This is a genomic window from Microbulbifer variabilis ATCC 700307 (genome assembly GCF_000380565.1).
Taxonomy (GTDB): domain Bacteria; phylum Pseudomonadota; class Gammaproteobacteria; order Pseudomonadales; family Cellvibrionaceae; genus Microbulbifer; species Microbulbifer variabilis.
Window position 1 is genome coordinate 22,698 of sequence record NZ_AQYJ01000018.1, and the last position, 25,146, is coordinate 47,843.

Consider the following 25,146-nt stretch of genomic DNA (forward strand, 5'->3'; position numbering starts at 1 on the left):
ATCATTCAACAGAAAAAGGCTTCAAATACATCAAGCATAACTTGCAACTTGCGCACCCGAATGTCTTTTATCTTTTCTGGTTATTAAAAAAAACGAGGTCATGGCAAGTAATATTCCAGGAGAAAAATAGCCATAACCTCTTGTGAACAACTCTATTGAAAACGCAACCATCAAAGAGCTTCCAAGCACTGAGGATACAGGGAAAAACCCCAGCGCCGAGACTTGATCTTTCTTGTAGGCTTTAAGAAACCTATGGTTATACAGAACTGAAGAGAGGAGCGTAATCATATATAGGAACAAGAAAACTAAGCCCAGCACACCAAATTCACCTACAATTTTTGCAGCCAGAAACCCTCCATCCTCTCGGTTTTTATATTTCCCTAGTATTTGAAATATTCTCTCCCCATACATCCCTGGATCTAGTGACCCCATATTCTGAAAGCCCTGTCCAATCCAATTTGTATCCACCAGTGCTCTATATGCATCCTCCCACCCTTGCATATAAACCAAGGCCGTCAAGTTGGATGTCGAATCATCGAACTTCAACCTGTCAGTATAATATGAAATATCAGCGCCAGAAAAATAGACTAAAGACGCCAATACAACAACCAGCGAAAGAACCAAGCTAAACCTTAAAAAGCTATGCACATAATAACTAAACAGCATAACAAGAGTAAGTAAAAGTAAAAGCATACTTGGATAAAGCACCGAAAATAACAACATACTTAACACCAAGCCTACCCTCACAGCTGGGGTCAAATAGAAGCCAGAGGCAAGCAAAATACCACCAACAGTGATAGCATAATGGCTCGGCTCAGCAAATGGGAAAATTGCTTTCGCATACTTGCCGTAGCCTAAAAAATCTACCGAAAAAACTATTGAAGCGGCACCAAAAAAAACGACCACTACACTCAAACTCTTCAAGCCACTAACCAACTCCTCATCCCGCATACCTTTGATTTTCATAGAAAATAGGCCAGCGCTAAAAAACATCAACAATAACAGGAGAACCGAAAACGCATGCTTAAGATTTAAGCCACCCTGCACACAAAAATAAGCAACATGGAAAGCGAAGGCCGTAAAAAAAAATAGAAATGACAGATTTATAAAACCTATCGGAAAGTATAATTTACGAACAGCCACAACAATAACAGCACACACAACCAAGATCCCTACGGCCATTGAAGAGGCTGCCAGAGACACATAAATCAATGATGGAACCATTATGGTCGCCAGGAAAAGAAAGAAAGCCCCAGCAGAACTTTTTTTTATTCGCATTAGGACGTCTCTATAAACTTAGGTAATCGTGCATATTATCAAGACAAAAGCTATTAGTAGAGAGTAAAATTTGCCCGAAGGCATCAGTACCTAGGTACTTTTTTCGTTTTCGAGTAATTATGCAGTTACTACTCGATCTTCGCCTGATAAAGATTAGGCTACTCCTCTAAAAATTAAGCGGCTGTTAGAGGAGTCCACCATTTTATTTTTCTAACGAAGCCGAGAGCACACCAAGCGAAGCACATCTTGCAGTTAGCAACTTTTCCTGCGCCCCTTCAAAATCAGCATCAACTTTGAAATCAACAAAATCACTCTCACTTTTGACCAACTTATCCATTAGCCCAACAAGCGACAATAAACTCTCGATCCTATTTGCATGCTTTCCTGGTGAAACTGCCACAAAAGGCTTACCGAAATTAATTGAAAAGCATACTCCATGAAAGGAATCTGTTATCACAAAATCAGCCTCTGAAAACAAGCGAATAAAATCTTGAGGCCCAGCATCTCTTATATGTTTATCGACATGAGCGCCAGCACTGAGTCCTTGGTCAATTGCAACCACTTTCAAACCAATCTTCTTCGAAAAGAAATCGACAGCACGTCTAATCAGCGGAGATTTTGGAACGGTATACAGGAGAATATATCTCTCTCCGCCCCGAACTTGATTACTTATCCCAACACTCTCCAACCAATCATCTTTAGATAGTAAAAGCGTGGGATCGAGCACATGGTCAACCTCACGCTCTAATACTTCTTGCAACAGTAACTTAGCACCTCTCTCTCGCACCGACACAGCCGAGAAGCTTTTCAGGTACCCTTTGAGCTCTAACCTTTCCCGCTCAGAAAAGGAATAAGCCCCCATACTAGATGCATAAGAAATTTTCTTCGCTCCCTCAGGGCAGAAGTCAAGGAAATAGATGGGATTTAAGAGGCCGTCTGAACTCACACAACTAGGATTCCAAATTTGGTCGCTGCCTGCAACGTAACAATCAAATTCTTCTGCATTTCCCAACTTTAGCTCAGAAGCTGAAAAAACTTGTGTAAGCTCCATATTGTCATTAATAAATTTATTAAAGCTATTAATCACACGATACCGGGGAAACAACCTCAGTAAATCCTTTCCCATCCCAAGTAAACCATGTAACGATAGCTTAACCCTTACTAAATCAAAACTTCTTGAGATATGGCGATTATCATAATTAACTATTTTCACTTCACCATATCTGGAAAGTACGACCTGAAGTGCGAACGCCTGAAATATTGCACCGTAATTATTTGCATTATGTATCGTAACAAGTGCGATTTTCATTTGCAGCCTCCAGCACGCACTTCCAAACATGTATAAATCTCATCCAATGGTCGCCTTGCGGATACACACACATTATTCACTTCCTCAGGCCACCCCACTGCAAGCATCATGACCACAGTATGATTATTTTTAATGTTGACTGACGACCTAAGTAATTTATCGTTAGCAGGTGACTGGCTCCAATTCAAGCAACAGGACGCGACCCCCAAAGAGTGCAAAGCATAAATTAGTGACATTGAGAATAATCCACCATCTATCCAGTGCTGATAGTGTTCCTGCCCTGGCATAAAAGCTTTTAGGTCAGTGGTTACCACCATAAGATTTGGAATTCTTTCCCCGAACCCGCGATTTCCAGCTTGATACTTCAATGCCGCCTCTTTAGGTAATGACTCAGTAGTGTGGTAAACATGCCAAGCTTGCCGATTACAAACCGAGGGTGACTTCATCGCCAACGAAATAGCGCGCTTAATAAGCTCCTCACTCACATTCTCGCCTTTGAATTCACGTAAAGAATATCGAGAGAGAAAAAAAGCTTCGGGGGACTTCAGCACTCCTCGATGAAAGTCAGCCGCAGAATAAGTTTTTACTCCATGCTCTTCTAGAGATGCAAAATTCAGCTTTGACAACTCCCCCCTTATATAGCTCGCATTTTTCGTTTGGCTATTCCCTTCCAACTCTATAAATCTACTTAGCAACTTACACGCAGCCTTATCGTGGTAGCCGAGCTCATCAAACCTATGCGCTACCCTCAACAAATCCAACAATGCATAAGCATCTGACCATCCAGAACCTACCCTCCTATTCTTAAAGCTCATACTTTTTTCCAAACTATGATAGATTTTGACAGCAGTGTAGTTTCGCTGTTCAACATCCTTCATATTTGAACGCCATCCCGCATAAGAATAAAAACGCTTGAAATTGTAGAAAAATCCATGAAGAGCCTTAAGGAGGCGCCCAAAGGGCCTAATCCTCAACCAAACATATTTCATAATTCCCTCAGCTAACACCGACTCTCAAATCAAAATCGCATGAACTCATCTCATTCAGCCACTTCAGTTATACACTTTAATTCTGACCTAAAAACTGTATATTGAGCTGCGACGTAATAAATCACCAGTAACGCCAGATTACTTATTACTGTAGCCACAGCCGCACCAATAATCCCTAACCCAGGAATTAGCGCAAAGTTCAAAGTAATATTTAATACCGCCACCACCCCCATGTACTTGACCTTACTTGTCATATGCTGCTGGGTCACCAGCGTTGCTCCGACACTACTAGCCACAAACATGAGAGGCGCACTAATCGCTAGAATATTAAGGACAATGACAGACTGCTGGTATTCCACCCCGAATAATAATGGGACGACCCAAAACGCTGATGCCCAAATGGCCAACATTGCGACTACCCCTATAACCAGCATGGCAATATTTCCTTTGCGATACACTTCATAAAATCGCTTGCGGTCATGGTTGGCCCAGCGATGCACTTTAGGCAATAGAAATTTCTGGTAGACTGCGCTGGGCAACAAATAGACTGCAGCCATTACAGTGAAACCTACATTGTATATCCCAGCCGCTTCATCACCAGTAAGATACTTAAGTAGGAGGATATCACTTTGAAAATAAATCAAATGAAATATAGTGGCCAACCCAAAAGGCCAAGCTTGTGCTGCTACAGCCGACACGGTAGCTGGCACCGAATCTGAGAAATACCTCAGACCAGAACCAGCTGTTTGAGAGTGCCCTTTAAGAGCAAGCCTCCCGCTAATCATTGCCTTTAAACTAGTGAAGCCAATGGCGAAAACCACAAAAGCTACTAATGCATACACAATCGCAATAACTTCCACATCCGAGCTGTGATCCATTGCATACACAACTATAAGTATCAATGCTAACCGTGCAAAATGGGGCAGCAGCTGCCACAGAGCTAGGGAACGAAAGCGCTCCTCTAGCAACAACTTACTCGTTACTAGCTCCATGGCCAAATAACTAAAAATTACCGGAATTAGCCAAGTCAATAGACGAGCCACTGAATCAACATGGGGGCCCCACACAATCCAAGCAGAAAGCAATAACAGGGTCATCATTGTGCTCAAACTTACAAACCAATAGGACGCAGCTAACCATCGAGTAGCCAGCCACCCTTCAGCACCAAACACCTTGAGCCAAACACTGTGGACTCCAAAGCCAGCTAACGGAGCCAGAAGCGTAATAGTGGCCAGCGCAGCAGCAAATACGCCATACCCCGCTGGAGTAAGTTCCCTAGCTAAAATTACTTGAGTGAAAAATGCCAATCCAGAACCAGCAAGTGAACCAAACCATAAGAGCGATACTGCACCAATAGCCTTACGTATAGATGAGGCTTTCTTTAACATTTGCTTTTATACCAACCCAGATGTTGAAAGCCGAGCTGTCGAGCTGTCGAGCCGCCATGACCAACCAAATGAAAGCGCATTTGAAAAAGCCATTCAACGACAAACTTAAAAACGACTATACACAACCCGCTTGCTACTATGTCACCGCCTATAGCAGGTTTATGTCCTGGCACAACCGTGTTACCTTCCGCGCATCCTTAATGACGGGGCTCAAGTTGAGCAAATTACCAAGAGCATTTAACCACCATTACGGAGCAGACATCCCCTGCACCCACTTTCTTACCTAACAACTTCAATATGAGGGAAAGCGTTGCCAACCCAGTCGCCCCGTTCATGCCCGCTTTAATCCAATCGACCTTCATATATGGCTCAATGCCCAATATCACAATGCTTCAAGATGCCTCCATAAGTCGATTCTTTGAAGCTGAAGCTGGAGCTGCCACTGTTACAGCTGACTGATTACTAAGCTTCAGGCGAACTATCGCGATGACAACACCAAGCAATCCGCCTAGTAATAACCCAAGTGCCAGAATCAATATCTTTTTAGGTTTAACTGGCGCATCTGGCGTTTCCACAGCGCCATCCTGACGGGAAACAGCAAGCTCCTCTGCTGATGATAGAGCCTGCACTCCCTTGAGGAAACCAAGCTGCTCTTCCAGAAAGCGTAACGAAGGTATAAATGGATCTTCCGAAGCACGATTTTCCAACGCCTCAATCTCCGCCTTGAGCGCTTTAGTACCACGCATATACATTAAGTTACCATCCATAAAGGCCGACAACTGTTCTGCCACTTGCCCACTAATTACTGGGGGGGAGTCCAACCCCACCTTATTGGCCACGGCTAAAGCCTCCCTAAGCTTAGAAAGGCGATCATTTTTACGAATTTTTGCAAACTCTCTCAAGGTTTTGAGCTCCTGCTGGAGCTGGCGAACCCTCACTTCAGATTCTCGTTGAGTATGATTCAATATGTTTGTCAAAGATCGTCGTGTTACCCTGTCTAAATAGTTCCTAGCCCACTCCGCTGACTCAACTGCATCATGCCCCTCTACAATAACAATGTAAGCTGGCTGACTTTTTGTAGGGGGCTCGATCCTCAACACTTCAGCAAATTTCTGGTAAAGCCGATCCTGTGACCCTAAACGCTGATCACTGTCAAGGGATGGCACATACACTTCTTCGAAGAATTGGCGGCGGCTCTTTTCGGATTGGAGGTTACTTGTAAACTCAGAGAATATTTCGTTTACAGTGAAGGGCCTGAGTCCACTCTTGCTCCCTCGCGCCAAGTTAAAACCAGCAATATCGCTGAGTGATGGCGGCAACATACCTATACGCGCTTCGTAAACGGGCTTACTCAGAAATGTATAAAGTGCAGCCCCCAAGGTAACCACGAGAGTTACTAACGCAATCAACCACTTTTGAGCCCATAAGCTCTGCACCAAGGCAATCAAATCGATTTCATCACCCCCAAATGTGCCCCTTGGGTTATTAGCATTAGTCACTGTCGATCCACCTTGCTTTGATTAATTTTAATTCGCCACTAGAGCAAGAACATAGCTCTTTAGGCATCGGCGCAAAAAAATGGAGCATTTTGCCACTGCCCTCGCGTATTGCAACCCCTCCAAGAGAAGTTACACTGTTGTAGACTCCAATTCGATACTGTATCCCTTCCCCCCCTCCATGATCACTATAAACTATCCACCAGCTCAGTTTTGACCAGAAAATCTCATGAAATTTTTACTCTAGAACGCGACTAGTGTTAAACGGGGTGGCCTTATGTAGTAGTGGATCACTTCTCCAGGCTCGATCATCGCCTGCTCGCACCTCCCGCTGGAGGGAACATAGGAGCATGCAATCATGACTCATCCCCCGGCCGCTAAGCTAACTGGCGATCGTATACGAATTGGCCACCGGCATATAGGTCAAACCCTTTCACACAAATGAATTCGCCCGTGTGAATAGCTATATCACTTCAGTGTTGTGCCGCTACTAATCATGCCTCACTGCTGCCATCAAAAGAAAAAATGGCTATCGGTCGCACGCTTTTCAATCAAAGTTTTGGTTGCTTTTTAGCCAATTTAATATCACTCAAAATCCGCACCATCCCCGGTGAATCCAAAATAGAGGAACGCTGTATTTCAAGAGAGAGCTCACGCCACCCACCACAGTAAAGAGATTGCAATACTCTCCAGCCTTGGACTTCAAGAAAATCTTTCCTATGCGAAAAGCCAAGACATCCCCCTTATTGCACTTCGATAATGTCCGTATACTTCCCTGCCTCGAAAACACCACCAATCAATTGAAGGGTGATGCAGCCTCACGGCCCGCCCCAGCACCACCCACTCAAAAGAGCAGAATATAACCAAATTGATTGCAATTTAAACAAAAATATTATTAGGATAGCCAACGCTCATTAGAAATAGCTATCAGCTCAGAGGGCATCAACTACGGGAAGTGCCTAACATCCCATCTCTACGCGCAGTACCGACAGAATGAGCTTTACCGCTGTTCGGCCTCAAAAAGTAAGTGTCGCTGAGCATAGTTCACTATGCGGATACATAATGTGAGAAGTCTGCACCCTCTTTATATAAAGAAGGAACACAGAGTTGATTGATTCCAGTTCAAGGTAGGCTCCCTGAGGGGAATAAAGTTTCAAATACACCAAGATTAAACACAAGCCATGCCGCCCTACGCCAACATTCGTTCAACCTGAGCAAAATACCCAAAATTCCAGTCACCGATACCCCATCAACAAAATCCCACGACCCTGCTTCAAATAACTACGATACAGCTGCCCGACAGCCTCTGGCAATACCTCAGCATTCACTCGTTCAAGGCCCAAGGATAAATAGAGGGGCTCTAAATGAGTATACGGAAAAGTGTAAGTATCTCTGTTAGACTTCTCAGCCAGCAACTCCAGCAGGCTACGCGCGACTCCCCTGCCCTGGTGCTCCCGCGCCACCGCAACCCCAGCAAGCAGCCTGAAGGTGTCGTATCTCCTTAAGTAGCCACAGGCCACAATCTCCCTTTCATCCCGCACCACAGCACAGTCCTCATAACGCCTAGCTTTGCCTCGAAAGCCATGCATACGATAAAATTTATTTGCCAGCGGTATCTCAATATCTGACAGCCACTGGGCCCGATAAGAAGGCTGTGCTAACGTCATAATTCCGCCTGCTTTATGTAGAAAAGAGATGCCCAGAAAAACCTGTGATGCCTGCCTGCGTCCACAGAGTGTGTGCTACTGTACCGCTCTGGTAAAGGTAGCTAATACCATAAAGGTGCTGATCATACAGCACCCTCTAGAGGGGAAGCACCCATTTAATACCGGGCGTATGGCGCATCTTTGCCTCAGCAACAGTGAGATGATCATTGCTGAGAAGCTCTCAGGCTCAGAACTGGATACACTTCTCGACACACCTTCAGCACTCCTATACCCATCCCTAGGTTGGCTACCCGATAATATTGACTTGGATATCGATTCCTTTATAAGCGACAGTGACAACAACCAACAACCGGTAATTACACAGCTGATAGTTATTGATGCTACCTGGAAAAAGTCTAAGAAGATTCTCCACTTAAACCCTCAACTTCAAACCCTTCCCAGAGTCAATCTCAGTGGTGGTTTAAAGTCCAATTACACAATTCGAAAAACCTCAATATCAAATGGTTTATCAACAATTGAAAGTATTGTCCAGGCAATGCAACTGCTTGAACAAAAAACTGATTTTCAAAGATTACTAAAGCCATTTGAGAGGATGATCGCCTTACAGAAACTTAGCTACCTGAACTAACCCTACTCGCCCCAACCCAAGTATTATTTCTACTACATGTGTTATTCCCCCTTAAAGGTATCAGCCGACCTGATTCCTTTAGCTAATTCCTCTACGGCCACAAAATCCCTTCATTAACAATTTGACTTACAAAAGACTCATTAAAAACTGGACCCCCATAACCAGCCAGTAAGAGCTGCTCGAAAATATTCGTTTTCAACCCATGCAGCCTTAAGAACGGGCAGGCAACATGGCCAAGCCATGACTTCTTGACGACATCTTCATAAAAAAACAATAGTTAACACCTTAAATCGAAAAATATGTCGCAATGTCCAGACTAATACGTCTTTGCCTAATAGAAGAAGGCATAAGATGACTCCACAGTGATTAGACAGCTCCTTATGTCAAATAGATTACCGTATTGAAGTCACATGAAGATTAACCAATCGGACGCTGCCAACGGTAACGCCTTTCTGGAGTTGTCAGAGGAAAGGCCCAAGCTATTAATTTTCATCAGAAAACGAATCCGCAACACACAGGAAACAGGTGAAAGACCAAAAGGCCCCAAATAAGCGCGCCTTGCGCGCAGACGCAGTGCGTAATGAGGATGCGTTACTGGAGGCAGCCAAAGAGGTATTTCAAATTTCAGGCGTGAATGCACCCGTCAGAGAGATTGCCGCTAAAGCCGGCGTGGGTATAGGTACCCTGGTATAGTTACCCTGTACCGCAGGTTCCCGCAGCGGTCAGACTTGGTGGCCAGCGTATTCCGTCGAGAAGTGGATGACTGCGCTGCGGAAGCCGCCACCCTTGCTGCTGAAAAGAGTCCGCTGCAAGCGCTAACCCTCTGGTTAAAGCGCTATGTTAATTTTCTCGCTGCTAAAAAAGGATTGGCCTCAGCCCTCCATTCCGGTGATCCTGCATTCGAAGCACTGCCAGCCTATTTCCGTGAAAATTTCGAACCGGCCTTGAGTACACTACTCGCTGCAGTCATGAAATCCGGAGAAATTCAGGAAGAGGTTGATCCCTTTGATCTATTACGCGCGATCGGCAACCTGTCTGTCACCAGCAGTGAAGACGATATTCAACACACATATCGTATATTGGACTTACTGATTAAGGGATTGCAGTTTACTGGAGGTACCACAGGGAAAGTAGGGTAATGCTTTTACATGTAAATTAATAATGGGGCTAGATGCAGCCCCACTTATCAATTAACTCATGGCTTTGTAGATATCCTCTTCTTCGTGGTTTCATGTCACTCCTGCCTCAATAGATACCAAATTTACCACCCCTTGATAGACCAGCAAACACATAAAAAAAGATAAAGCATATCGAATCATCGAGCGATATCGGTCGCTATCAATTCTAGTCTGTAACCTAAAACCTACCACCAACCCTAAATAGGCAGCAATAGTTATTATGGATAACGGAATAAATTCAAATTCGTTATAGGTTAGGTACAAAGAAAGAATCGCAAGCTGCATCAACTTACCGATAAAAAAGCAGATATTTGAGACAAAAATAATTTCCAGCTTGGATTTGGTCATTTCAAGCAGGTAGATCATAAGAAGTGGCGCGATAGCATTTGTAGCGCCGCCTATTAATCCTGCCAACAGGCCCATTAGAACTGCAAAAAACTGTGGTCTTTTCGATAACGCAGATAAGTATTTTCTCAAGACTCCAGAGAACAGGTAAATTAATATGGACCCTGCGAGTAACAGCTTTAGAATATCAGGGTTAACCCATGTTAACAGCCATGCTCCCGACAAACTTCCCAACGAAACAAGAAGGATAACCAAACTATATTTAGATAAGTCAATCTGAAAACTCCTACATTTATATAAGCTTGATACTATCACCAACAGTGAAGGTACCATCGTTAAAATAACAGCAGTTTTCAGATCATAGACCAGGGCCAGAATGGGGGTTGAGAGCATTGGAAAGCCAAAACCCAATGCTCCATGGAATAAGCCTGCAATCAATATTAAAAGCAAACCAACTAAAATTATCTCTATCGCCACTCGCTAAGCAACCCTCAAAGTAGCAGGCATATTAAAGCGTATGCGCTTAAGGTGCCTCTTCTTATCCTTTATCTTGGTCCTAGTATGAAGATAACGCCGATTATCCAACAATAATATTTGATTATCACCCAAATGAAATCTAAACATATTGTGTGGCAGCGAAATCTTCAGCTCAAGTTCACTTAATGCCTCCAGCTCATCCTTAGAACAAAGGCTTCGCTCGATAATATCATACCTATATCTAAACCCATGGCTTTCATCAATTAGGGTCGCCTCAATAAAGCTGGCTTTTTTATGGAATTCTTCTGGCACTCTTAATCTAAATCTCTTATTTGAAAGTACTTGAAAAGCTCTCTCGCTAAGGCTCTCAATAATCCTATCAGCACATACCAAAACACTTTCACCTCCTCCAAGAGTATCTGCTCTCACCACATGAAGGCCGAAGTACCCTGGCATTTCCTGCTCAAAGGCACCATCATTGTGCAGATTAAATTCCCGGTCGCTATGCGATATTGCAAGTGCCTCATCTCCTGTTTCTCCACCAATCCTAACGTCCCATACTGTGCGCCCCCTTCCATCATGTTCATGAATTAAGCCTATGGTACTGATTATATTCTTCATAATTTCGGCTGAATCATCTGGGAAGCCCAACCGTATTAGTACAATACCTTTTTTAAGTAGTGCTATTTTATAACTTTCATATTCATAGTCAGAGTTCGAGCCTAAATTAAAGCAGCAATAATCTGGAACCCTAAGTGGTATAGCATGAGATGATAAATGTAACGATGACATAGCTAGCTCCCTCTATGGTTTCACAATTTCCAACGTAAGGTATGTCTGCGATCACTGACAATCAATGAGGAGCAAGCTTTATGCCAGAAATGATCAGCGCATCACAAATTGTTGCATTTTGGTAATTGATTATTCCCTGAGTCATCTATCAGCTCCAACAACGTAGCTGTACAATATGGTCAAGAGTCCAAATACCTGATTTGCTCCAGATAAGTGATAGCGATACCCCCACTCCGTCTGTAGGCAGTTTACTTTCAGCGCGTTTGATCCGAGAATCTTAGGAGTACGACATGAGCGAACCCTATAAGTTATATGGTATGGCTGCCTCCCTTTATACCGCCAAGGCCCGTAGCTATCTGCGTAAGCAAGGGATTGATTTTAAAGAGTACGGTGTCAATAGTGATCACTATGGCCAGCAACTACTTCCTGTGCTGGGCCGCTTTATTATGCCCGCCATAGAAACGCCGAACGGCGAAGTAATTCAGGACAGCTCAGATATTATTGAGTACTTTGAACGGAAAAATAGTACTCACAACCCCGCCTACCCGACCAGCACTGTTTTGCAGGTAATCTCGTATCTATTCGAACTATTTGGCGGAGAAGGCTTACTGCGGCCCGCGATGCATTATCGCTGGAATTTTGATCCCCAGAACCTGCAGTATCTCAAGAACGAGTTTGTAGCGGGACTCGCTCCTCCCAATGCTGACGAGGAAACAGAAAATAGTTTGTTCGGCTTTGCCAGTAACCGTATGCGGAAAGCCTGCCAAGGCTTTGGAGTATCGGAACAGAGTGCAGCTTTGATTGAGGCATCCTACAAAGAGTTCCTTGATCTCTTCTCTCACCATCTAAAGAAATTTCCCTATCTACTGGGACATCAACCTACTTTAGGTGACTACGCACTAATGGGACCATTGTATGCCCACTTGTATCGGGACCCAGCACCCGGCATGTTGATGCGGCAACACGCCCCTATAGTTGCGCGCTGGGTGGAGCGTATGAATACAACTGAGGATTGTTGGGTAGAACATATGGAGTCAAATTCTCCCCTTGTTGACCCAGCATGTCTCCCACCGACCTTAAAGGCCTTAATGCGATATATTGCTATAGAGTACTTGCCTGAATTAAAAGCGCATATCCAGTTTGCCAATAATTGGTTGGATCAGCACACCACCTTAAAAGCTGGAACCAATGGTATGGATAACCCAACTGCTCGAACAATTGGGCAGGTTGAGTTTACTTGGCGAGGTATCCGCTTAAAAACACACGTACTACCTTACCGTTTTTATCTGCTACAACGCTTGCAAGAATGTTACCAGCACGCCAATCAAAAAGAAAAAACTGATATAAAATCACTTTTTACCGAAGTAGGAATTGCATCTCTTCTGACAATTACAACAAATCGGAAAGTTGAGCGCCGTAATTTTCTTGAGGTATGGGGCGAAGCATGAACTATCAGAATAACACCTGAGATATCTTAGGGAACTGCTGAATAATTCATACCCAACTAGAGCTTCCCTGGATTTTAACTAATACCGTATTTCGCCTCTACCGTCATATGCTCACCAGTAACTGTCACCTCATGCACTTCAATTTCTTCACCGTGCTCAGTACTGCCAATAATATCCTTCATACATCCATAAAAGTATTTCGCCAAACCCTCAAAACTGGGGGAGAAGTCCACCACATATAATCTTAGATTGCCCTTCTCTACAATTTTTTTTATATCTGGGTACAATGGATCATTGCTATCAACAATAAATGAGTGATCCATTTGATCAATAATCTTTTGGAAGGGCGCCTTAAATAAGTCCGTATCCATAACAAAGTTCTGGCGATCTACTGTATCGCTAGATAATGTCACTGAAACTAGCAATGAGTGGCCATGCAGGTTTGCACATTTGTTATAAGGATAGGGCATATCATCAGAATAGAACTCTTTACCACGCCCTTTACGCATGTCCTGGTTCCATGTACGGTGGCCCATGTCTAGTTTGAATGTTTTTGTGATTTGATATGCCATATAGCTATTCCTAATAAAAGCAACATCAAAAAAAGGAGTATTTCACAATTATATCCCACATCCTAAATTATACCTTTGTCAGATAAAACCACATATTACTAATCATTCTTGATCATTTCGCGCCATTTCTTTTCAGAGGAAATGCTACCCTTTCTTTTTTATAGCATTGCTAACAACATAACCTGCTCCTATATCATCTACCCGAATCAAAGCAATAACTACGGACATTTAATGTGTTTTCTATGAGGAATAAAAATCTCGATTAGAAATTTTTAGCCCACTTCGTGCCCGATGACAGAATTGATTCAATGATATTCAATTAAATTCTATAGTAAAGCCTCCTCCAAAAGAATAATTAATTTACCCCCCCCACCAAAGCGGTATAAGTTCTGGTTGAATTTGTGTGTATTTTTAAAGGATCTACCCTTAAGAATGGAGGATCGCATTAAAACCCATGGTGATCCTTGTTGAGATGGATAGGATAGATTTGCCCTCTGCAGCGGGGGGGGATAAACAGCATGAAGGAACAATTCACACGAATTATTGAGGAAATAGGCGAAGATCCGAAACGCCCAGGTCTCAAAGACACACCTAAGCGCGCTGCCAAGGCCATGAAATACCTGACCCGTGGCTATAATCAGACCGTCGAAGATATAGTCGAAAATGCAGTTTTTCCTTTCGATGGCAGTGAGATGGTACTGGTTAAGGATATCGAACTCCACTCCCTGTGTGAGCATCACCTATTGCCGTTTATTGGCTACAGTCATGTAGCTTATATTCCTAATGGCAAGATTATAGGAATATCCAAGTTGGCACGTATCGTCGATATTTTTGCACGCCGCTTGCAAATTCAGGAGAGGCTTACTATCCAGATTGCCGAGGCCCTACAAAAAACTATTGATGCTACCGGTGTTGGTGTTGTCATTGAAGCCAAGCATACATGCATGATGATGCGGGGTGCTCAAAAGCAGAATTCCACGATGAGGACATTGGCTATGCTCGGTACCTTCCGCAGGAATCAAGCCATACGCAACGAGTTCCTCTCTTTGCTACGCCAGTAGTAAGTTCGCCTTACCAGTAAGGCCGTCAATATTTACGAAGTAAATTACTATTTTCCAGCCAGATACAGAGCATATAGAAATATTGAAAGCAACTCTCCCGTTACCAATAAAGATTACTTCAAAGACACTATTTTACTTTTTCTAGAGTATTTCACCACTTAGCGCCCAACAATTCCAACTACAGCAACGAATAATGGCGAGACCACAGTGTTCTAGCCAGGTAAGCAATCCCATAAATCATAGGTAAGAGCTGTATTTAGAGTACTGAGATAGTTCTACTGAATGCCAAATAATAGGAAGCTTGAAGGTTGCATCACCAATAACCAAGTACGACTATATTCGATAGACTTCTAACTTCTTACGGGAGGTACCACTATATCATGCGGCTGCGGCCACTCCAGATCTATCAAACTGAACATTCCAGGGCGAACTTGCCTCACAGCCCTCACCTCGAACTTCCACACTTTCGAAGTATAATTCCCGGGAATCATGGGTGCTGCGTATCACTTAGAGCACATCCCAAAGAGAGAGCCCGAAGCTCTTTTCCATATAAAAAATATATTTGGCTAAAACAATGTACTCTACCGAAGCTAAAATAAAAGCACCTAGCACTTGTGCATACTGCCTAGCGATAGAAACATGGTAATTGGGAAGATATCTCCCTGCATAAGAGCAATTTATCAAAATCCCAAAAAATGTGGACAACCCGCGTTAAAATTTAATGAGCAATTAATAAATTATCACCTTTCATCGAGAGTGGCGAAACTCCAGAAATCCTGTCGGTTTTCGGAGACTCTATAAGGGGTTAAATATCTATTGAGAGGGGTAGAACAATATAAATAGAGCTTTACCCACCGGGAATTTACCCTCCCTAAACCGTTCAGTGCTCTATTCCCCTAGTTTAAAGTAAAGCAAAGTTGCTGTCTCCTTACACCTTACTTAAAATAGATCAAGTATCTTTCCAGCTGTAATTCCCGATCGCATTTAGAATGTGCAAAGCCATATAAGGACTAGCGATCTGTTAAATAGGAAATTGATTTTTAGATGAACATAAACAGAAATATAGGCGCCAAAATTAATCCTATTCGATTTTATTAAGTTTTTATTACCATCATATCTGAGTAAAATCGATAGATATTTGCTGACATTATGAGCTGCGGTCAAGCAGGCTCCTACAAGCCTGCAGCTTGTAAACCCCAACAGACCCTAAGTTTCTTTCCCACATTCCAAGAGGTCCATTCCCACAATAGGAGAACGAAGAGTGACGTAAGAGTAAATAAAAGGCGCTGACCCAAAGTGCTACCAACACCAGGGGCCAGCTAACCAAATTGATAGAATAAGTATCAAGATGGTTATATGGATAATACGCTAGAAACCCACTCGCCTTCAATAAAGTGGAGTACATTCAGCAGCTTGGAGCGACGCCCTAAGCTCTGGGATTGTTGCATCCGTTTTTTCTTCTTTTACGCCTATCGTTCTCGTGCACCACCTCTTATTTCCTTCAAGTACTACTTTCTAAACTTTCTCACCAAAGAATGCCCCTCATGAATTGAGTATCATTAGGAAATGAATATGCTGACCTTAAAGCGCCGGACAGGCTAAAACCTACGGATTGGGACAAGTGTCACTGTTACAGTATTGGAGGTTAAGGGTAACCAAGTAAAGATAGGAATACATGCCCCCAAGTCTTTGGCCGTACACCGCGAAGAAATTTTTATGCGGATTCAAAAGAAGCGAAAAGCCGGCAAAAAAATTTCTGAGGAGCGGATTCTCTCAACAGAAAGCGCCCGTAGTGAACCCATACTTCTTTGCAAGGCCATTTAGCCTAGCATTGAGGAGGTCATGACACTATTTAATAGTGCAAGCCCTAGAGGGGCAAAAAAGCCAATTGTTAAGCATCTGGGAGTCCATTCCGAAATAAAGATCGTCTCCATAAAGCCCTGAAAACCCAAAAGGCTTGCTATCCTCAGAATTAAGAACTCAACCAGAATAAATTTTTCCGTTTTAAACGCAGTATATTTTTAGCTAAAAACTCACGATTCACGAATAAAACCTCGGAAGAATTGGATCTGTTGAGTACTCGTGTGTCGCGCAGCATAAAACCGTCGAAATGTAACTGACTGGCAGTAAACTTAGCATGCGGCACTTACTTTCGGTAAATTGATTTCCCATATTTATTATCTTTAAAATCACCGATTGTGGTTCCACACTCCAACAATATCCAAATCCAGCCGATTACAGGCCAAAATTGAATTAATCCCCACCAGCCTCTCTTGCCAATATCGTGATACCTTTTGGCCGTAACAGCCAATAGTGGCCAAAGAAGAACGACAAATAAGCTCAAAGCAGCATTTATGCTTACATCGACCAACAATGTCGGCATTAGAGAGATTGGTAAAAAAGCCAGCAAAAATTGCCTTCTTGCGATTCTACCATCAAAGCTAAAAAGCAAAGCTTTAATAGAAACTGATCTAGGGCTATCAAGAGTAACTAATTTTACCCTTTCAATGGGAGAACGACCTAAAATTTCCATTGATTCCTCTTTACTTTTAACATCCGCACTAGCAGCTTTATTGAAGTCCAGCGGAAGTAAGTGATCTTTCTCCTATAAAACAGGGCAAGATCAGTGTCGGTTTGCATGCACTTGTTATACGGCACCGCCATCCAGTGATTGATAGAAGTGCATAAAAATCCCTGAAGGACAGGTCGCAAATTTGATGAGTTTGTATTTTGACGAAATTTCACCGTTTTCAAATAAGCGCTTTCCTTCTCCAACAACTACTGGGAATGTCCAAAGTCTAAGCTCATCTACCAGATTATGCTTGAGAAGTGACTGCACCAACTGCCAACTTCCGTGAACCTGTAGTAGTGGTCCTTCCATTTCTTTAATTTTGGCGACCTCTTCGGCCGCATCCGAGCCCCTTAGCTTGAATGAATTATTCCATGTAAGATCATCAGTCCTTGATGTCACGACGTATTTTTTTGCCTGATTAAGTTTTTCCGCAGCTGGATTACCTGGTTCAACATTTGCAAAATTTGAGGCAAACAAATTGTATGTATTGCGTCCTAATAGCAGATCATACGGTTCCGCCATTGCCTCCTTTACGACCTGTTCCATGACTTCATCCCAATAATCCTTGGCCCAGCCTCCATGACTGAAACCGCCTGAAAAGTCTTCCTCGGGTATACTCGGTGCCTGCATTACGCCGTCAAGCGTTTGAAATATCAGTATGGCTAGATTTCTCATTGATTGATTCTCACGAAGAGTCAAATCTTTTTGGTCGTTAGTCTTGCCCACAAAAAGTAGACACTCTAACTATACGTATTTTCGCTCATACTCTGCTGGACTTACATAGCCCAATGCAGAGTGCCTACGAACCCTATTGTAGAAAATCTCAATGTATTCAAACAACTCAGATTTTGCTTGCTCTTCACTTTCGAATGTTCCGGCATAGACCAGCTCGACTTTTAGCCTGATAAAGAATGATTCCATTGCCGCATTATCCCAACAGTTAGCCTGGCAACTCATACTCGGCTTGCACTTGCTTTCGGACAAGAGATCCTGTATTTCTGCGATCGATATTGCACACCCCTGTCAGAGTGAACTATTAGCCCAGGCTTTATTTGTCGTCTCTCTAGAGCCATTCTTAATGCTCGACGTGTCAATTCATCGGTCATCTGGGAGTCGATCGAAGCAACGCTTAAGTAGGTTGGCGGCGACATTGATATTCCCCTCGACGGGCTGACTATATCGAAAGCCTTTGCCGTTTTTCGCTTTAATATGCTCCTGTTGCATAAGCTTAGCGACATAGTTCCGTGAGCATGGCTCACCTAACTCATGAAGCTCGCAAGCGATTCTAGGCGCTCCATAACGACCTTTAAACTCAGCAAACGTCTCTCGGATTTTCTCGATTGTTCGTATCTTTCTAATCGTGCGAGGAGGTGGCAACCGTCCTCGCCATCGATAATAACCCGATTTTGAGACTTCTAAGCACCAACATATCAAGCTAACCGGGAATGACCCTACATGCTCTTGTATCAGTGCATGCTTTACTCTTGGTGGTTCGCAAAGTACGCAGCTGCCTTTTTTTGAAACTCAACCTCTTGACGAGCTTCATGCAGTTCCTTCTTGAGCTTGCGAACTTCAGCGCTTTCCTGCTTGGAATAGTTGACGCCGTCTAAACTATTGAACTACTTATCAGAAAGCCGATTAAATTGACGACGCCAGTTGTAGATCTGCTGTGCGCTGACGCCTAGCTCTCGTGCCACAGAAGCCGTTGTTGCTCCAGGCTTTTCCGCTCTCTTAACTGCTTCTCTGCGGAACTCCTCCGTCTACGCCTGAGTTCTTTTCTTACCCATGATACACCTCCGTTAGGCCTAAACCTAACTATACAGGGTGTCTACCAAACGTGGGCAAGTCTTTTTCTTAACGCCGCCAACACAGGCGAAGCACGTAGTGCTGAATCCAGCCCACGCAGTGGGCGTTGTGCTTGGCCTTGTTATAGCCATTTACGATTTTGATTTATGTTGGTTGATTATGTTGTTTTTGTCACTATTGATTACGGTGCTTAGCAGGTTTCTATACGGTTTACTTACCGGATTAACCGCATAGGCAATAGATAAACTTAGAAGCTCAATACCTATCAGAATTAATGCCATATTTGAGTCCAATATACCTACAAAATAAGTGCACAGTATTGCCAATGCTATGAATATAGATATTTCATATCCTCGCTGCATTTTTACTAACGCACGATGCTTCTTAATATCTTCAGGGGATAATTCCATGATACACCTCTAGCTATAACGCTAAGTGAATGGGTAGACAAACCGCAGGTTTGGCTGTCCAGCCCACGCTTTTCGTGGGCGTTCATTGCACGCCTTGTTAGGCAATTTTAATTAAGGCTGCTTTTTCTCTATTGTGAGCATTCTTAAGGCACCTGACGGAGAATACACTGTAAAAGAAACTCCACCTATGTCAGTAGTTGCTTCATTAATGTTAATATTTTTTTCTAGCCAAGATTTGGCTGTTTCTATATTAGAACCTCCGTAAGGAAGCGTACACATATAGCTCAAAAACTCTAACATTTCTGGACTAGCTTTATTGGGTTTCAACGCAATCTGCTGCATTAATGTTGCGTCGATTTTATATACATCAGAGCCTGAGTCGCTGAATATTTCAACATTGTATGAGTCTGTACCCTCTGTCATTGCTAGCTCCCATGAATAGAATGCAAATGCTTCAGGGATTGAGGAGCCACTTTTCTTGGGGCCTTTTTTAGAGAAGCCCAATGCCGTTAGGCTTTGATAGACATCAACAGGCATTAACTCTGGGATAGTCAGCCTTTCAGCTAAAGCCGAATTAGATAAAAATACTGCAATAAGCAACGAGAAAACTCTTATTTCCATTTTTTAATTCCTATCGTTATCTTAAAAATTTGTAGAACCATGTGATGTTTCAGTGACATGACTGCCTAACGCCGGTAGCAAAGGCGAGTGTTAGCGAGTCCAGCCCGCGTTTTTTGCGGGCGATTTTGCCTACCTTTGTTAAGTGCTTTTTTCATTGTTTTTAACTCTGCGGTAAACGACAATTGCCAACAATGTAAAACCAGCAATACCAAAACCCCAGAACCCATAACCTGCTATTGAAGCCCACCTACAACGGGGCACCTCATGGAAAACGCTGTGCTCACCAGAACAAGTAGTGAAAGATAAGCTAACCGATGACATAGCCCACATAAAGCAATACATACTAATTACATAAAAAATTATTGCGACAACTACTAGCACTGTACTATTAATTTTCTGCATAGCTATGGCTACTTGACAGTTTATTAAAGAGCCAGTGGCTCACTATCCATTTGGCCACTATTTCTGGGATGGAGCTTTCAAGCTCCGCAGAAAAACCTTTATTTGCGGTAGGTTATCGGCTTTCGCTCAAATAGTAACCAGAGATAGTGAGCCATCTGCTCAAGTCGCCTAGCTCGACCTCCCGCTCTTGAACACATTTTACCCGCAATTAAATCAATAAGTTAGGAGGGACTTTCTGTAGATGTAAGCCATGGCTCTATAATTCGGCCTTTCGCACCGGTGACACACCCACTCCACTACTGAAAACCACAGCCAGTATCACCCACTCGGTATCGCCATCACCGCAATCGAGCTATGCATAGCCAGGCGATTTGGAACCTCAACAATACAACTCGCTACTAAATCAGCTGCATGGTCGGCGACGTTTACCGGCTGGCCTGCATCAGTCTGCAGAGTTTTGCTTGTTACATAAACGCTAGACATTAGATCGCCGGCACCACCGGTCTGTACTTTGTTCTGCTCATCGATTACGGCAATGGTGTATTTAAGCACCGCAGCAGCCTGAGCTTCGATATTGGTGGGTTCTGTGGTCTGGGTTATCGTTGCGCGCACAATAGTGCCGTCGCTGTGGCCCTCGTCGATGGTCTAGGCATATTGCCTCCTATGGCTTATGCATTCTGTTATGGGTGATGACTCGGTGTAATGGATTGATCCCAGCGGCGTAGCTCTTAACGCCCACAGAAATTTTGTACACGGTGCGCCGGCCAGCGCACTCGACCCGCTCTACGGTTTCCCAGGTCAGCGGCTCCTCTTCATGCAACACCCCAAGCTCAACACCCTGACAGTGCTGCGCTTCATAGACACGGCCTGCACGGTCGGGTCGGTAACGGGGGTTTCGCGACTGCAAATAACCTGGGCGCCGTTGCTCATGGTAAGCAAGACACAGGGTATTTCTGGTTCTGCATCTACTGCTCCAACAATAGGGGCCAAGTGGGTATTGTTGCCGCCGGTTTCCCAGCATTCGATCAGGTCGGAGGAAGTAGATATCTAACAGATGATGAGTATCGGGCTATACGCTCAAAAGCCAATCCGAATATCAAGCTAGTGATGGATATGTGCTACCTGACAGCTCAACGCATTTCAGATGTTCTATCAATCCAGCACAGTGATATAGGCAAAGACGGTATTAAGTTTCAGCAGGAGAAGACGGGAAAAAGCTATTAGTAACGATGGAGCCCGAGCTTCAGCGAATAATTGCTGAGGCCAAGCAGCTTCATAAGGTCATGTGCCTTTATCTATTCCACCCCCATGGCAAGCGCACTCCATTTAGCTATCGAGGCATCCGCGACGCGTACGAGCGAGCCCGAGTTAAGTCTGAAGTTGAAGACACCACCATTCACGATATCAGAGCAAAATCGCTCACAGATGCCAGGCGAGCATGTATAGATGCACAAGTAATGGCGGGGCACGTTAGTCCAGCCATGACAGAGCGGTACATTCGTCTACGCGAAACTGATAATGTAGCCGACCCTAGTCTTAGACAGCTTTTAGACAATAGGCAATAAATTGGCAAAAAACACAGTAAAATCAAAGACATCCGAACATACCCCCATGATGCAGCAATACATGCGCATCAAAGCCCAGCACCCCCAGGAGCTGGTGTTCTACCGTATGGGGGACTTTTACGAGCTGTTCTTTGATGATGCCAAGAAGGCTGCAGAACTGTTAGATGTCACCCTTACAGCACGAGGCAAATCAGGCGGTGAGCCAATCCCCATGGCAGGCATTCCTTACCATGCCGCAGAAGGATATTTAGCGCGTTTGATCAAGGCTGGTGTATCTGTAGCGATTTGTGAGCAGATTGGCGATCCAGCCACCAGCAAGGGACCCGTTGAGCGGCAAGTAGTAAGGATTGTCACCCCTGGTACCGTCACTGATGAAGCTCTCCTCAATGACCGTCGCGATAACCTGTTGGCTGCCATCTCTCACTTAGGTGATGGTTTTGGCCTGGCACTATTAGACTTGGCCACTGGCCGCTTTGTGGTGCAAGAGACCGATACCCTTGAGGCTCTTGCTGAACAGGTTCAACGGCATAATCCCGCAGAACTTCTAGCTCCAGAAGATCTCACTTTGCCGGCGGAGATTGAGCGCCGCACCGGTTTGCGCCGCCGCGCCCCCTGGGAATTCGAATTGGAAACTGCCCTGCGCCTGCTGAATCAGCAATTTGGCACCATGAATCTGGAAGCCTTCGGCTGCAGCCATATGCACGGTGCGGTAGTCGCCGCTGGTTGCCTACTGCAATATGCGCGGGATACCCAGCGTACCGAACTTCCCCATATTCGCGGCCTGCTCACCGAAAGCGGCGATGAAACAGTTGCCTTGGACGGTGCCAGCCGCCGCAACCTGGAAATCGACCTAAACCTCAACGGCGGCGATGACAATACCCTGCTGTCAGTTTTTGATAGCTGCAAAACCGCAATGGGTAGCCGTTTACTACGCCGTTGGTTAAATAACCCTCTGCGCCAGCTCACTACACTGCGCAACCGCCAGGATGCTATTGCGGCCCTGATTGCTGATTATGGTTTTGAACCACTGCGTGATGCCCTGAAACCTGTTGGGGACATGGAGCGTATCCTGGGCCGCTTGGCATTGCGCTCTGCACGCCCCCGCGACTTGGCACGCCTTGGCCAATCCCTGGCACAGTTCCCCGAAATTCAGGGGCAATTAGAAGATTCAGATGCCACGCTGCTCAGAGAGTTATGCAGCCAGGTCGGTGAATGGCCAGAGACCGTGGCGCTTCTGCAAAAGGCCATTATCGAAAACCCGCCTGTCGTAATACGCGATGGCGGGGTTATCGCCACCGGCTATGACGAAGATTTAGATGAGCTGCGGGCTATCAGCGAGAACGCCGGGGATTATCTGGTTCAGCTGGAGCAGCGAGAGAAAGAGCGCACAGGCATCCCAACCTTAAAAGTGGGTTACAACCGGGTGCATGGCTACTTTATCGAGATCAGCCGGGGCCAGAGTGACAAAGCGCCAGCCGAATATATCCGCCGCCAGACCCTGAAAAATGCCGAGCGCTTTATTACTCCGGAATTAAAGGAGTTCGAGGACAAGGCACTCTCCGCCAAGAGCCGCGCATTGGCTCGGGAGAAAGCACTTTATGAGGAACTGATCAATCAGCTAAATGAGTCCCTGGCAGAGCTGCAAGCCGCTGCGGCCGGTATTTCTGAACTGGATGTATTGGCCTGTTTGGCCGAGCGAGCGGACGACTTGCGCCTCTGCCGCCCCGAACTGGGTACCGAGCCGGGTCTGCATATTACCGGCGGGCGCCACCCGGTAGTCGAGCAAGTTTTAGACGAACCCTTCGTAGCCAACGATATCGAGCTTCGCGACGACCGACGCATGCTGGTCATTACCGGTCCAAACATGGGTGGTAAATCTACCTATATGCGCCAAACTGCGCTGATTGCATTGCTGGCCCACTGCGGCAGCTATGTTCCCGCAGACAGCGCCCAGATCGGTCTACTGGATCGTATCTTCACCCGTATCGGCAGCGCCGATGACCTGGCCGGTGGCCGCTCTACCTTTATGGTAGAGATGACCGAGACAGCTAATATCCTGCGTAATGCCAGCGAGCACAGCCTGGTGCTGATGGATGAGATTGGCCGCGGCACCAGTACTTACGACGGCCTCTCCCTGGCCTGGGCCTGTGCTCACTATCTGGCAGGGGAAGTACGCGCCTTTACCCTTTTTGCCACTCACTACTTCGAACTGACCGATCTACCCAGCCAATGTGCAGAAGCAGCCAATATCCATTTGGATGCCACTGAGCACGGTGAAGGTATCGTCTTCCTGCACCGCATTCAGGAAGGGCCCGCATCTAAAAGTTATGGATTGCAGGTCGCCAAGCTGGCGGGTATTCCTGCAGATGTGCTTACCGAAGCCCGCGCCCGCCTGGCAGCATTGGAGGCCGGCGTCCAATCAGTAGATGTTCCGGCTCCTCGCTCCAAACCCGCGCCGGCCCCCAGGCAGGAACCGGAATCAGCGGTAGCTCCAGCGGCTACGGCACCCGGCTCTCCCCAGCAGGTTGACCTGTTCGGCAGCCCCAGCCACCCGGCGGTAGATGCCCTGGAAGAACTGGACCCGGACGATATGACGCCACGTCAGGCACTGGAAGCACTCTACTCTTTGCGCAAGCTATTGAAGTGAAGACTTGGGCGACAGCTGTCGTCCAACGCAACTTGTTATAAACAGTGAACTAAATCGACTGAAAAGCCACTACAATTCGCGCCAGTAATTGATAAAATCCGCTGCACGAAGAATTCAGTGGCACTATCGAGGGACAAACATGACATTCGTAATTGGGGAAAACTGCATTAAGTGCAAATACACTGACTGTGTAGAGGTTTGCCCGGTAGACTGTTTTTACGAAGGCCCCAACTTCCTGGTTATTCACCCCGACGAGTGTATTGACTGCGCCCTGTGTGAACCGGAGTGTCCCGCCAATGCGATTTTCTCGGAGGATGAAGTTCCTGATGACCAGCAGGAATATATTGAGCTGAACGCTGAGCTCGCTGAAGTCTGGCCCAATATCACTGAGAAAAAAGACCCATTACCAGATGCCGAGGAATGGGATGGTAAGAAGGGTAAGCTCGAGCTTCTCGAGCGATAACAGCCTACAAAAAAGCCGTCACTGACGGCTTT

26 protein-coding genes and 2 pseudogenes are annotated in these 25,146 nt (G+C 45.0%); 10 read left to right on the forward strand and 18 right to left on the reverse strand.

What is annotated here, in order from left to right; all coding sequences use genetic code 11:
* Nucleotides 1-30: 30 nt before the first annotated feature.
* From G367_RS0101580 to G367_RS0101610, 6 genes are all read right to left on the reverse strand, one after another.
* Nucleotides 31-1,278 (reverse strand): hypothetical protein, encoded by a 1,248-nt coding sequence (locus tag G367_RS0101580; protein WP_020411338.1) that lies wholly within the window; start codon nt 1,276-1,278, stop codon nt 31-33.
* Between the two features lie 202 nt (nt 1,279-1,480).
* Nucleotides 1,481-2,587: a polysaccharide pyruvyl transferase family protein gene (locus G367_RS22855; protein ID WP_020411339.1), complete on the reverse strand. Its 1,107-nt coding sequence runs from the start codon at nt 2,585-2,587 to the stop codon at nt 1,481-1,483.
* Nucleotides 2,584-3,465, reverse strand: coding sequence for a nitroreductase family protein (locus tag G367_RS0101590; protein ID WP_211214863.1), 882 nt, complete (start codon nt 3,463-3,465; stop codon nt 2,584-2,586). The genes G367_RS22855 and G367_RS0101590 overlap by 4 nt, the downstream gene beginning before the upstream one ends.
* Before the next feature lie 161 nt (nt 3,466-3,626).
* Nucleotides 3,627-4,964, reverse strand: a complete 1,338-nt coding sequence (locus G367_RS0101595; protein WP_020411341.1) for an oligosaccharide flippase family protein — start codon at nt 4,962-4,964, stop codon at nt 3,627-3,629.
* Nucleotides 4,965-5,356: 392 nt separating this feature from the next.
* Nucleotides 5,357-6,463 (reverse strand): LPS O-antigen chain length determinant protein WzzB, encoded by a 1,107-nt coding sequence (locus tag G367_RS0101605; RefSeq protein WP_020411343.1) that lies wholly within the window; start codon nt 6,461-6,463, stop codon nt 5,357-5,359.
* Nucleotides 6,464-7,695: 1,232 nt separating this feature from the next.
* Nucleotides 7,696-8,127, reverse strand: coding sequence for a GNAT family N-acetyltransferase (locus tag G367_RS0101610; protein ID WP_020411344.1), 432 nt, complete (start codon nt 8,125-8,127; stop codon nt 7,696-7,698).
* Nucleotides 8,128-8,155: 28 nt separating this feature from the next.
* On the opposite strand from G367_RS0101610, the gene G367_RS0101615 reads away from it, so the two are divergent.
* The 3 genes from G367_RS0101615 (at nt 8,156) to G367_RS22860 (ending at nt 9,894) form a co-directional block, all read left to right on the forward strand.
* Nucleotides 8,156-8,755, forward strand: coding sequence for a tRNA-uridine aminocarboxypropyltransferase (locus tag G367_RS0101615; protein WP_020411345.1), 600 nt, complete (start codon nt 8,156-8,158; stop codon nt 8,753-8,755).
* A gap of 525 nt (nt 8,756-9,280) precedes the next feature.
* Nucleotides 9,281-9,448: a TetR family transcriptional regulator gene (locus tag G367_RS26575; RefSeq protein ID WP_020411346.1), complete on the forward strand. Its 168-nt coding sequence runs from the start codon at nt 9,281-9,283 to the stop codon at nt 9,446-9,448.
* Nucleotides 9,449-9,486: 38 nt separating this feature from the next.
* Nucleotides 9,487-9,894 (forward strand): SbtR family transcriptional regulator, encoded by a 408-nt coding sequence (locus G367_RS22860; RefSeq protein WP_020411347.1) that lies wholly within the window; start codon nt 9,487-9,489, stop codon nt 9,892-9,894.
* Nucleotides 9,895-9,984: 90 nt separating this feature from the next.
* On the opposite strand, the gene G367_RS0101625 is transcribed toward G367_RS22860, so the two are convergent.
* Both G367_RS0101625 and G367_RS0101630 read right to left on the reverse strand, forming a co-directional pair.
* Nucleotides 9,985-10,755 (reverse strand): sulfite exporter TauE/SafE family protein, encoded by a 771-nt coding sequence (locus G367_RS0101625; RefSeq protein WP_020411348.1) that lies wholly within the window; start codon nt 10,753-10,755, stop codon nt 9,985-9,987.
* Nucleotides 10,756-10,758: 3 nt separating this feature from the next.
* Nucleotides 10,759-11,547 carry a TauD/TfdA family dioxygenase gene (locus G367_RS0101630; RefSeq protein WP_020411349.1) on the reverse strand — a complete coding sequence of 263 codons (789 nt, stop codon included), beginning with the start codon at nt 11,545-11,547 and terminating at the stop codon, nt 10,759-10,761.
* Between the two features lie 290 nt (nt 11,548-11,837).
* Here G367_RS0101630 and G367_RS0101635 point away from each other — a divergent pair, with 290 nt between their 5' ends.
* Entirely contained in the window at nt 11,838-12,995 is a 1,158-nt protein-coding gene (locus tag G367_RS0101635; protein ID WP_020411350.1) for a glutathione S-transferase, read from the forward strand.
* Between the two features lie 74 nt (nt 12,996-13,069).
* On the opposite strand, the gene G367_RS0101640 is transcribed toward G367_RS0101635, so the two are convergent.
* Nucleotides 13,070-13,567, reverse strand: a complete 498-nt coding sequence (locus G367_RS0101640) for a 6-pyruvoyl trahydropterin synthase family protein (RefSeq protein WP_020411351.1) — start codon at nt 13,565-13,567, stop codon at nt 13,070-13,072.
* 518 nt (nt 13,568-14,085) lie between these two features.
* Here G367_RS0101640 and folE point away from each other — a divergent pair.
* Nucleotides 14,086-14,628: a GTP cyclohydrolase I FolE gene (gene folE / locus G367_RS0101645; protein WP_020411352.1), complete on the forward strand. Its 543-nt coding sequence runs from the start codon at nt 14,086-14,088 to the stop codon at nt 14,626-14,628.
* Nucleotides 14,629-16,239: 1,611 nt separating this feature from the next.
* Nucleotides 16,240-16,368, forward strand: a pseudogene (locus tag G367_RS26730) (carbon storage regulator); the annotation flags it as partial.
* 406 nt (nt 16,369-16,774) lie between these two features.
* Here G367_RS26730 and G367_RS24810 read toward each other — a convergent pair.
* The 9 genes and pseudogenes from G367_RS24810 to G367_RS25525 form a co-directional block, all read right to left on the reverse strand.
* Nucleotides 16,775-17,161 carry a DUF805 domain-containing protein gene (locus tag G367_RS24810; protein ID WP_020411353.1) on the reverse strand — a complete coding sequence of 129 codons (387 nt, stop codon included), beginning with the start codon at nt 17,159-17,161 and terminating at the stop codon, nt 16,775-16,777.
* A 114-nt stretch (nt 17,162-17,275) separates the two neighbouring features.
* Nucleotides 17,276-17,926, reverse strand: a complete 651-nt coding sequence (locus G367_RS0101660; RefSeq protein WP_020411354.1) for a dihydrofolate reductase family protein — start codon at nt 17,924-17,926, stop codon at nt 17,276-17,278.
* 18 nt (nt 17,927-17,944) lie between these two features.
* Entirely contained in the window at nt 17,945-18,184 is a 240-nt protein-coding gene (locus G367_RS25940; RefSeq protein WP_281164111.1) for an IS3 family transposase, read from the reverse strand.
* 111 nt (nt 18,185-18,295) lie between these two features.
* Nucleotides 18,296-18,634 carry an IS3 family transposase gene (locus G367_RS27040; RefSeq protein WP_425411202.1) on the reverse strand — a complete coding sequence of 113 codons (339 nt, stop codon included), beginning with the start codon at nt 18,632-18,634 and terminating at the stop codon, nt 18,296-18,298.
* Nucleotides 18,635-18,819: 185 nt separating this feature from the next.
* A pseudogene (locus G367_RS27045) lies at nt 18,820-18,948 on the reverse strand (transposase); the annotation flags it as partial.
* A gap of 189 nt (nt 18,949-19,137) precedes the next feature.
* The gene (locus G367_RS0101675) at nt 19,138-19,416 is read right to left on the reverse strand and encodes a hypothetical protein (RefSeq protein ID WP_020411355.1); all 279 of its coding nucleotides are present in this window, start codon (nt 19,414-19,416) and stop codon (nt 19,138-19,140) included.
* Nucleotides 19,417-19,527: 111 nt separating this feature from the next.
* Nucleotides 19,528-20,037, reverse strand: a complete 510-nt coding sequence (locus tag G367_RS0101680; RefSeq protein WP_020411356.1) for a hypothetical protein — start codon at nt 20,035-20,037, stop codon at nt 19,528-19,530.
* Between the two features lie 720 nt (nt 20,038-20,757).
* Entirely contained in the window at nt 20,758-21,051 is a 294-nt protein-coding gene (locus G367_RS0101685) for a hypothetical protein (protein WP_020411357.1), read from the reverse strand.
* A gap of 49 nt (nt 21,052-21,100) precedes the next feature.
* Nucleotides 21,101-21,346, reverse strand: a complete 246-nt coding sequence (locus G367_RS25525; RefSeq protein ID WP_245556640.1) for a hypothetical protein — start codon at nt 21,344-21,346, stop codon at nt 21,101-21,103.
* Nucleotides 21,347-21,429: 83 nt separating this feature from the next.
* Here G367_RS25525 and G367_RS24815 point away from each other — a divergent pair, with 83 nt between their 5' ends.
* From G367_RS24815 to fdxA, 4 genes are all read left to right on the forward strand, one after another.
* Entirely contained in the window at nt 21,430-21,663 is a 234-nt protein-coding gene (locus tag G367_RS24815) for a site-specific integrase (protein WP_026304880.1), read from the forward strand.
* Nucleotides 21,664-21,668: 5 nt separating this feature from the next.
* Nucleotides 21,669-22,004, forward strand: coding sequence for a site-specific integrase (locus tag G367_RS24820; RefSeq protein WP_026304881.1), 336 nt, complete (start codon nt 21,669-21,671; stop codon nt 22,002-22,004).
* A 46-nt stretch (nt 22,005-22,050) separates the two neighbouring features.
* The gene (gene mutS, locus G367_RS0101700; protein WP_051089456.1) at nt 22,051-24,651 is read left to right on the forward strand and encodes a DNA mismatch repair protein MutS; all 2,601 of its coding nucleotides are present in this window, start codon (nt 22,051-22,053) and stop codon (nt 24,649-24,651) included.
* A 139-nt stretch (nt 24,652-24,790) separates the two neighbouring features.
* The gene (gene fdxA, locus G367_RS0101705; protein WP_020411359.1) at nt 24,791-25,114 is read left to right on the forward strand and encodes a ferredoxin FdxA; all 324 of its coding nucleotides are present in this window, start codon (nt 24,791-24,793) and stop codon (nt 25,112-25,114) included.
* The last annotated feature ends 32 nt before the right edge of the window (nt 25,115-25,146 follow it).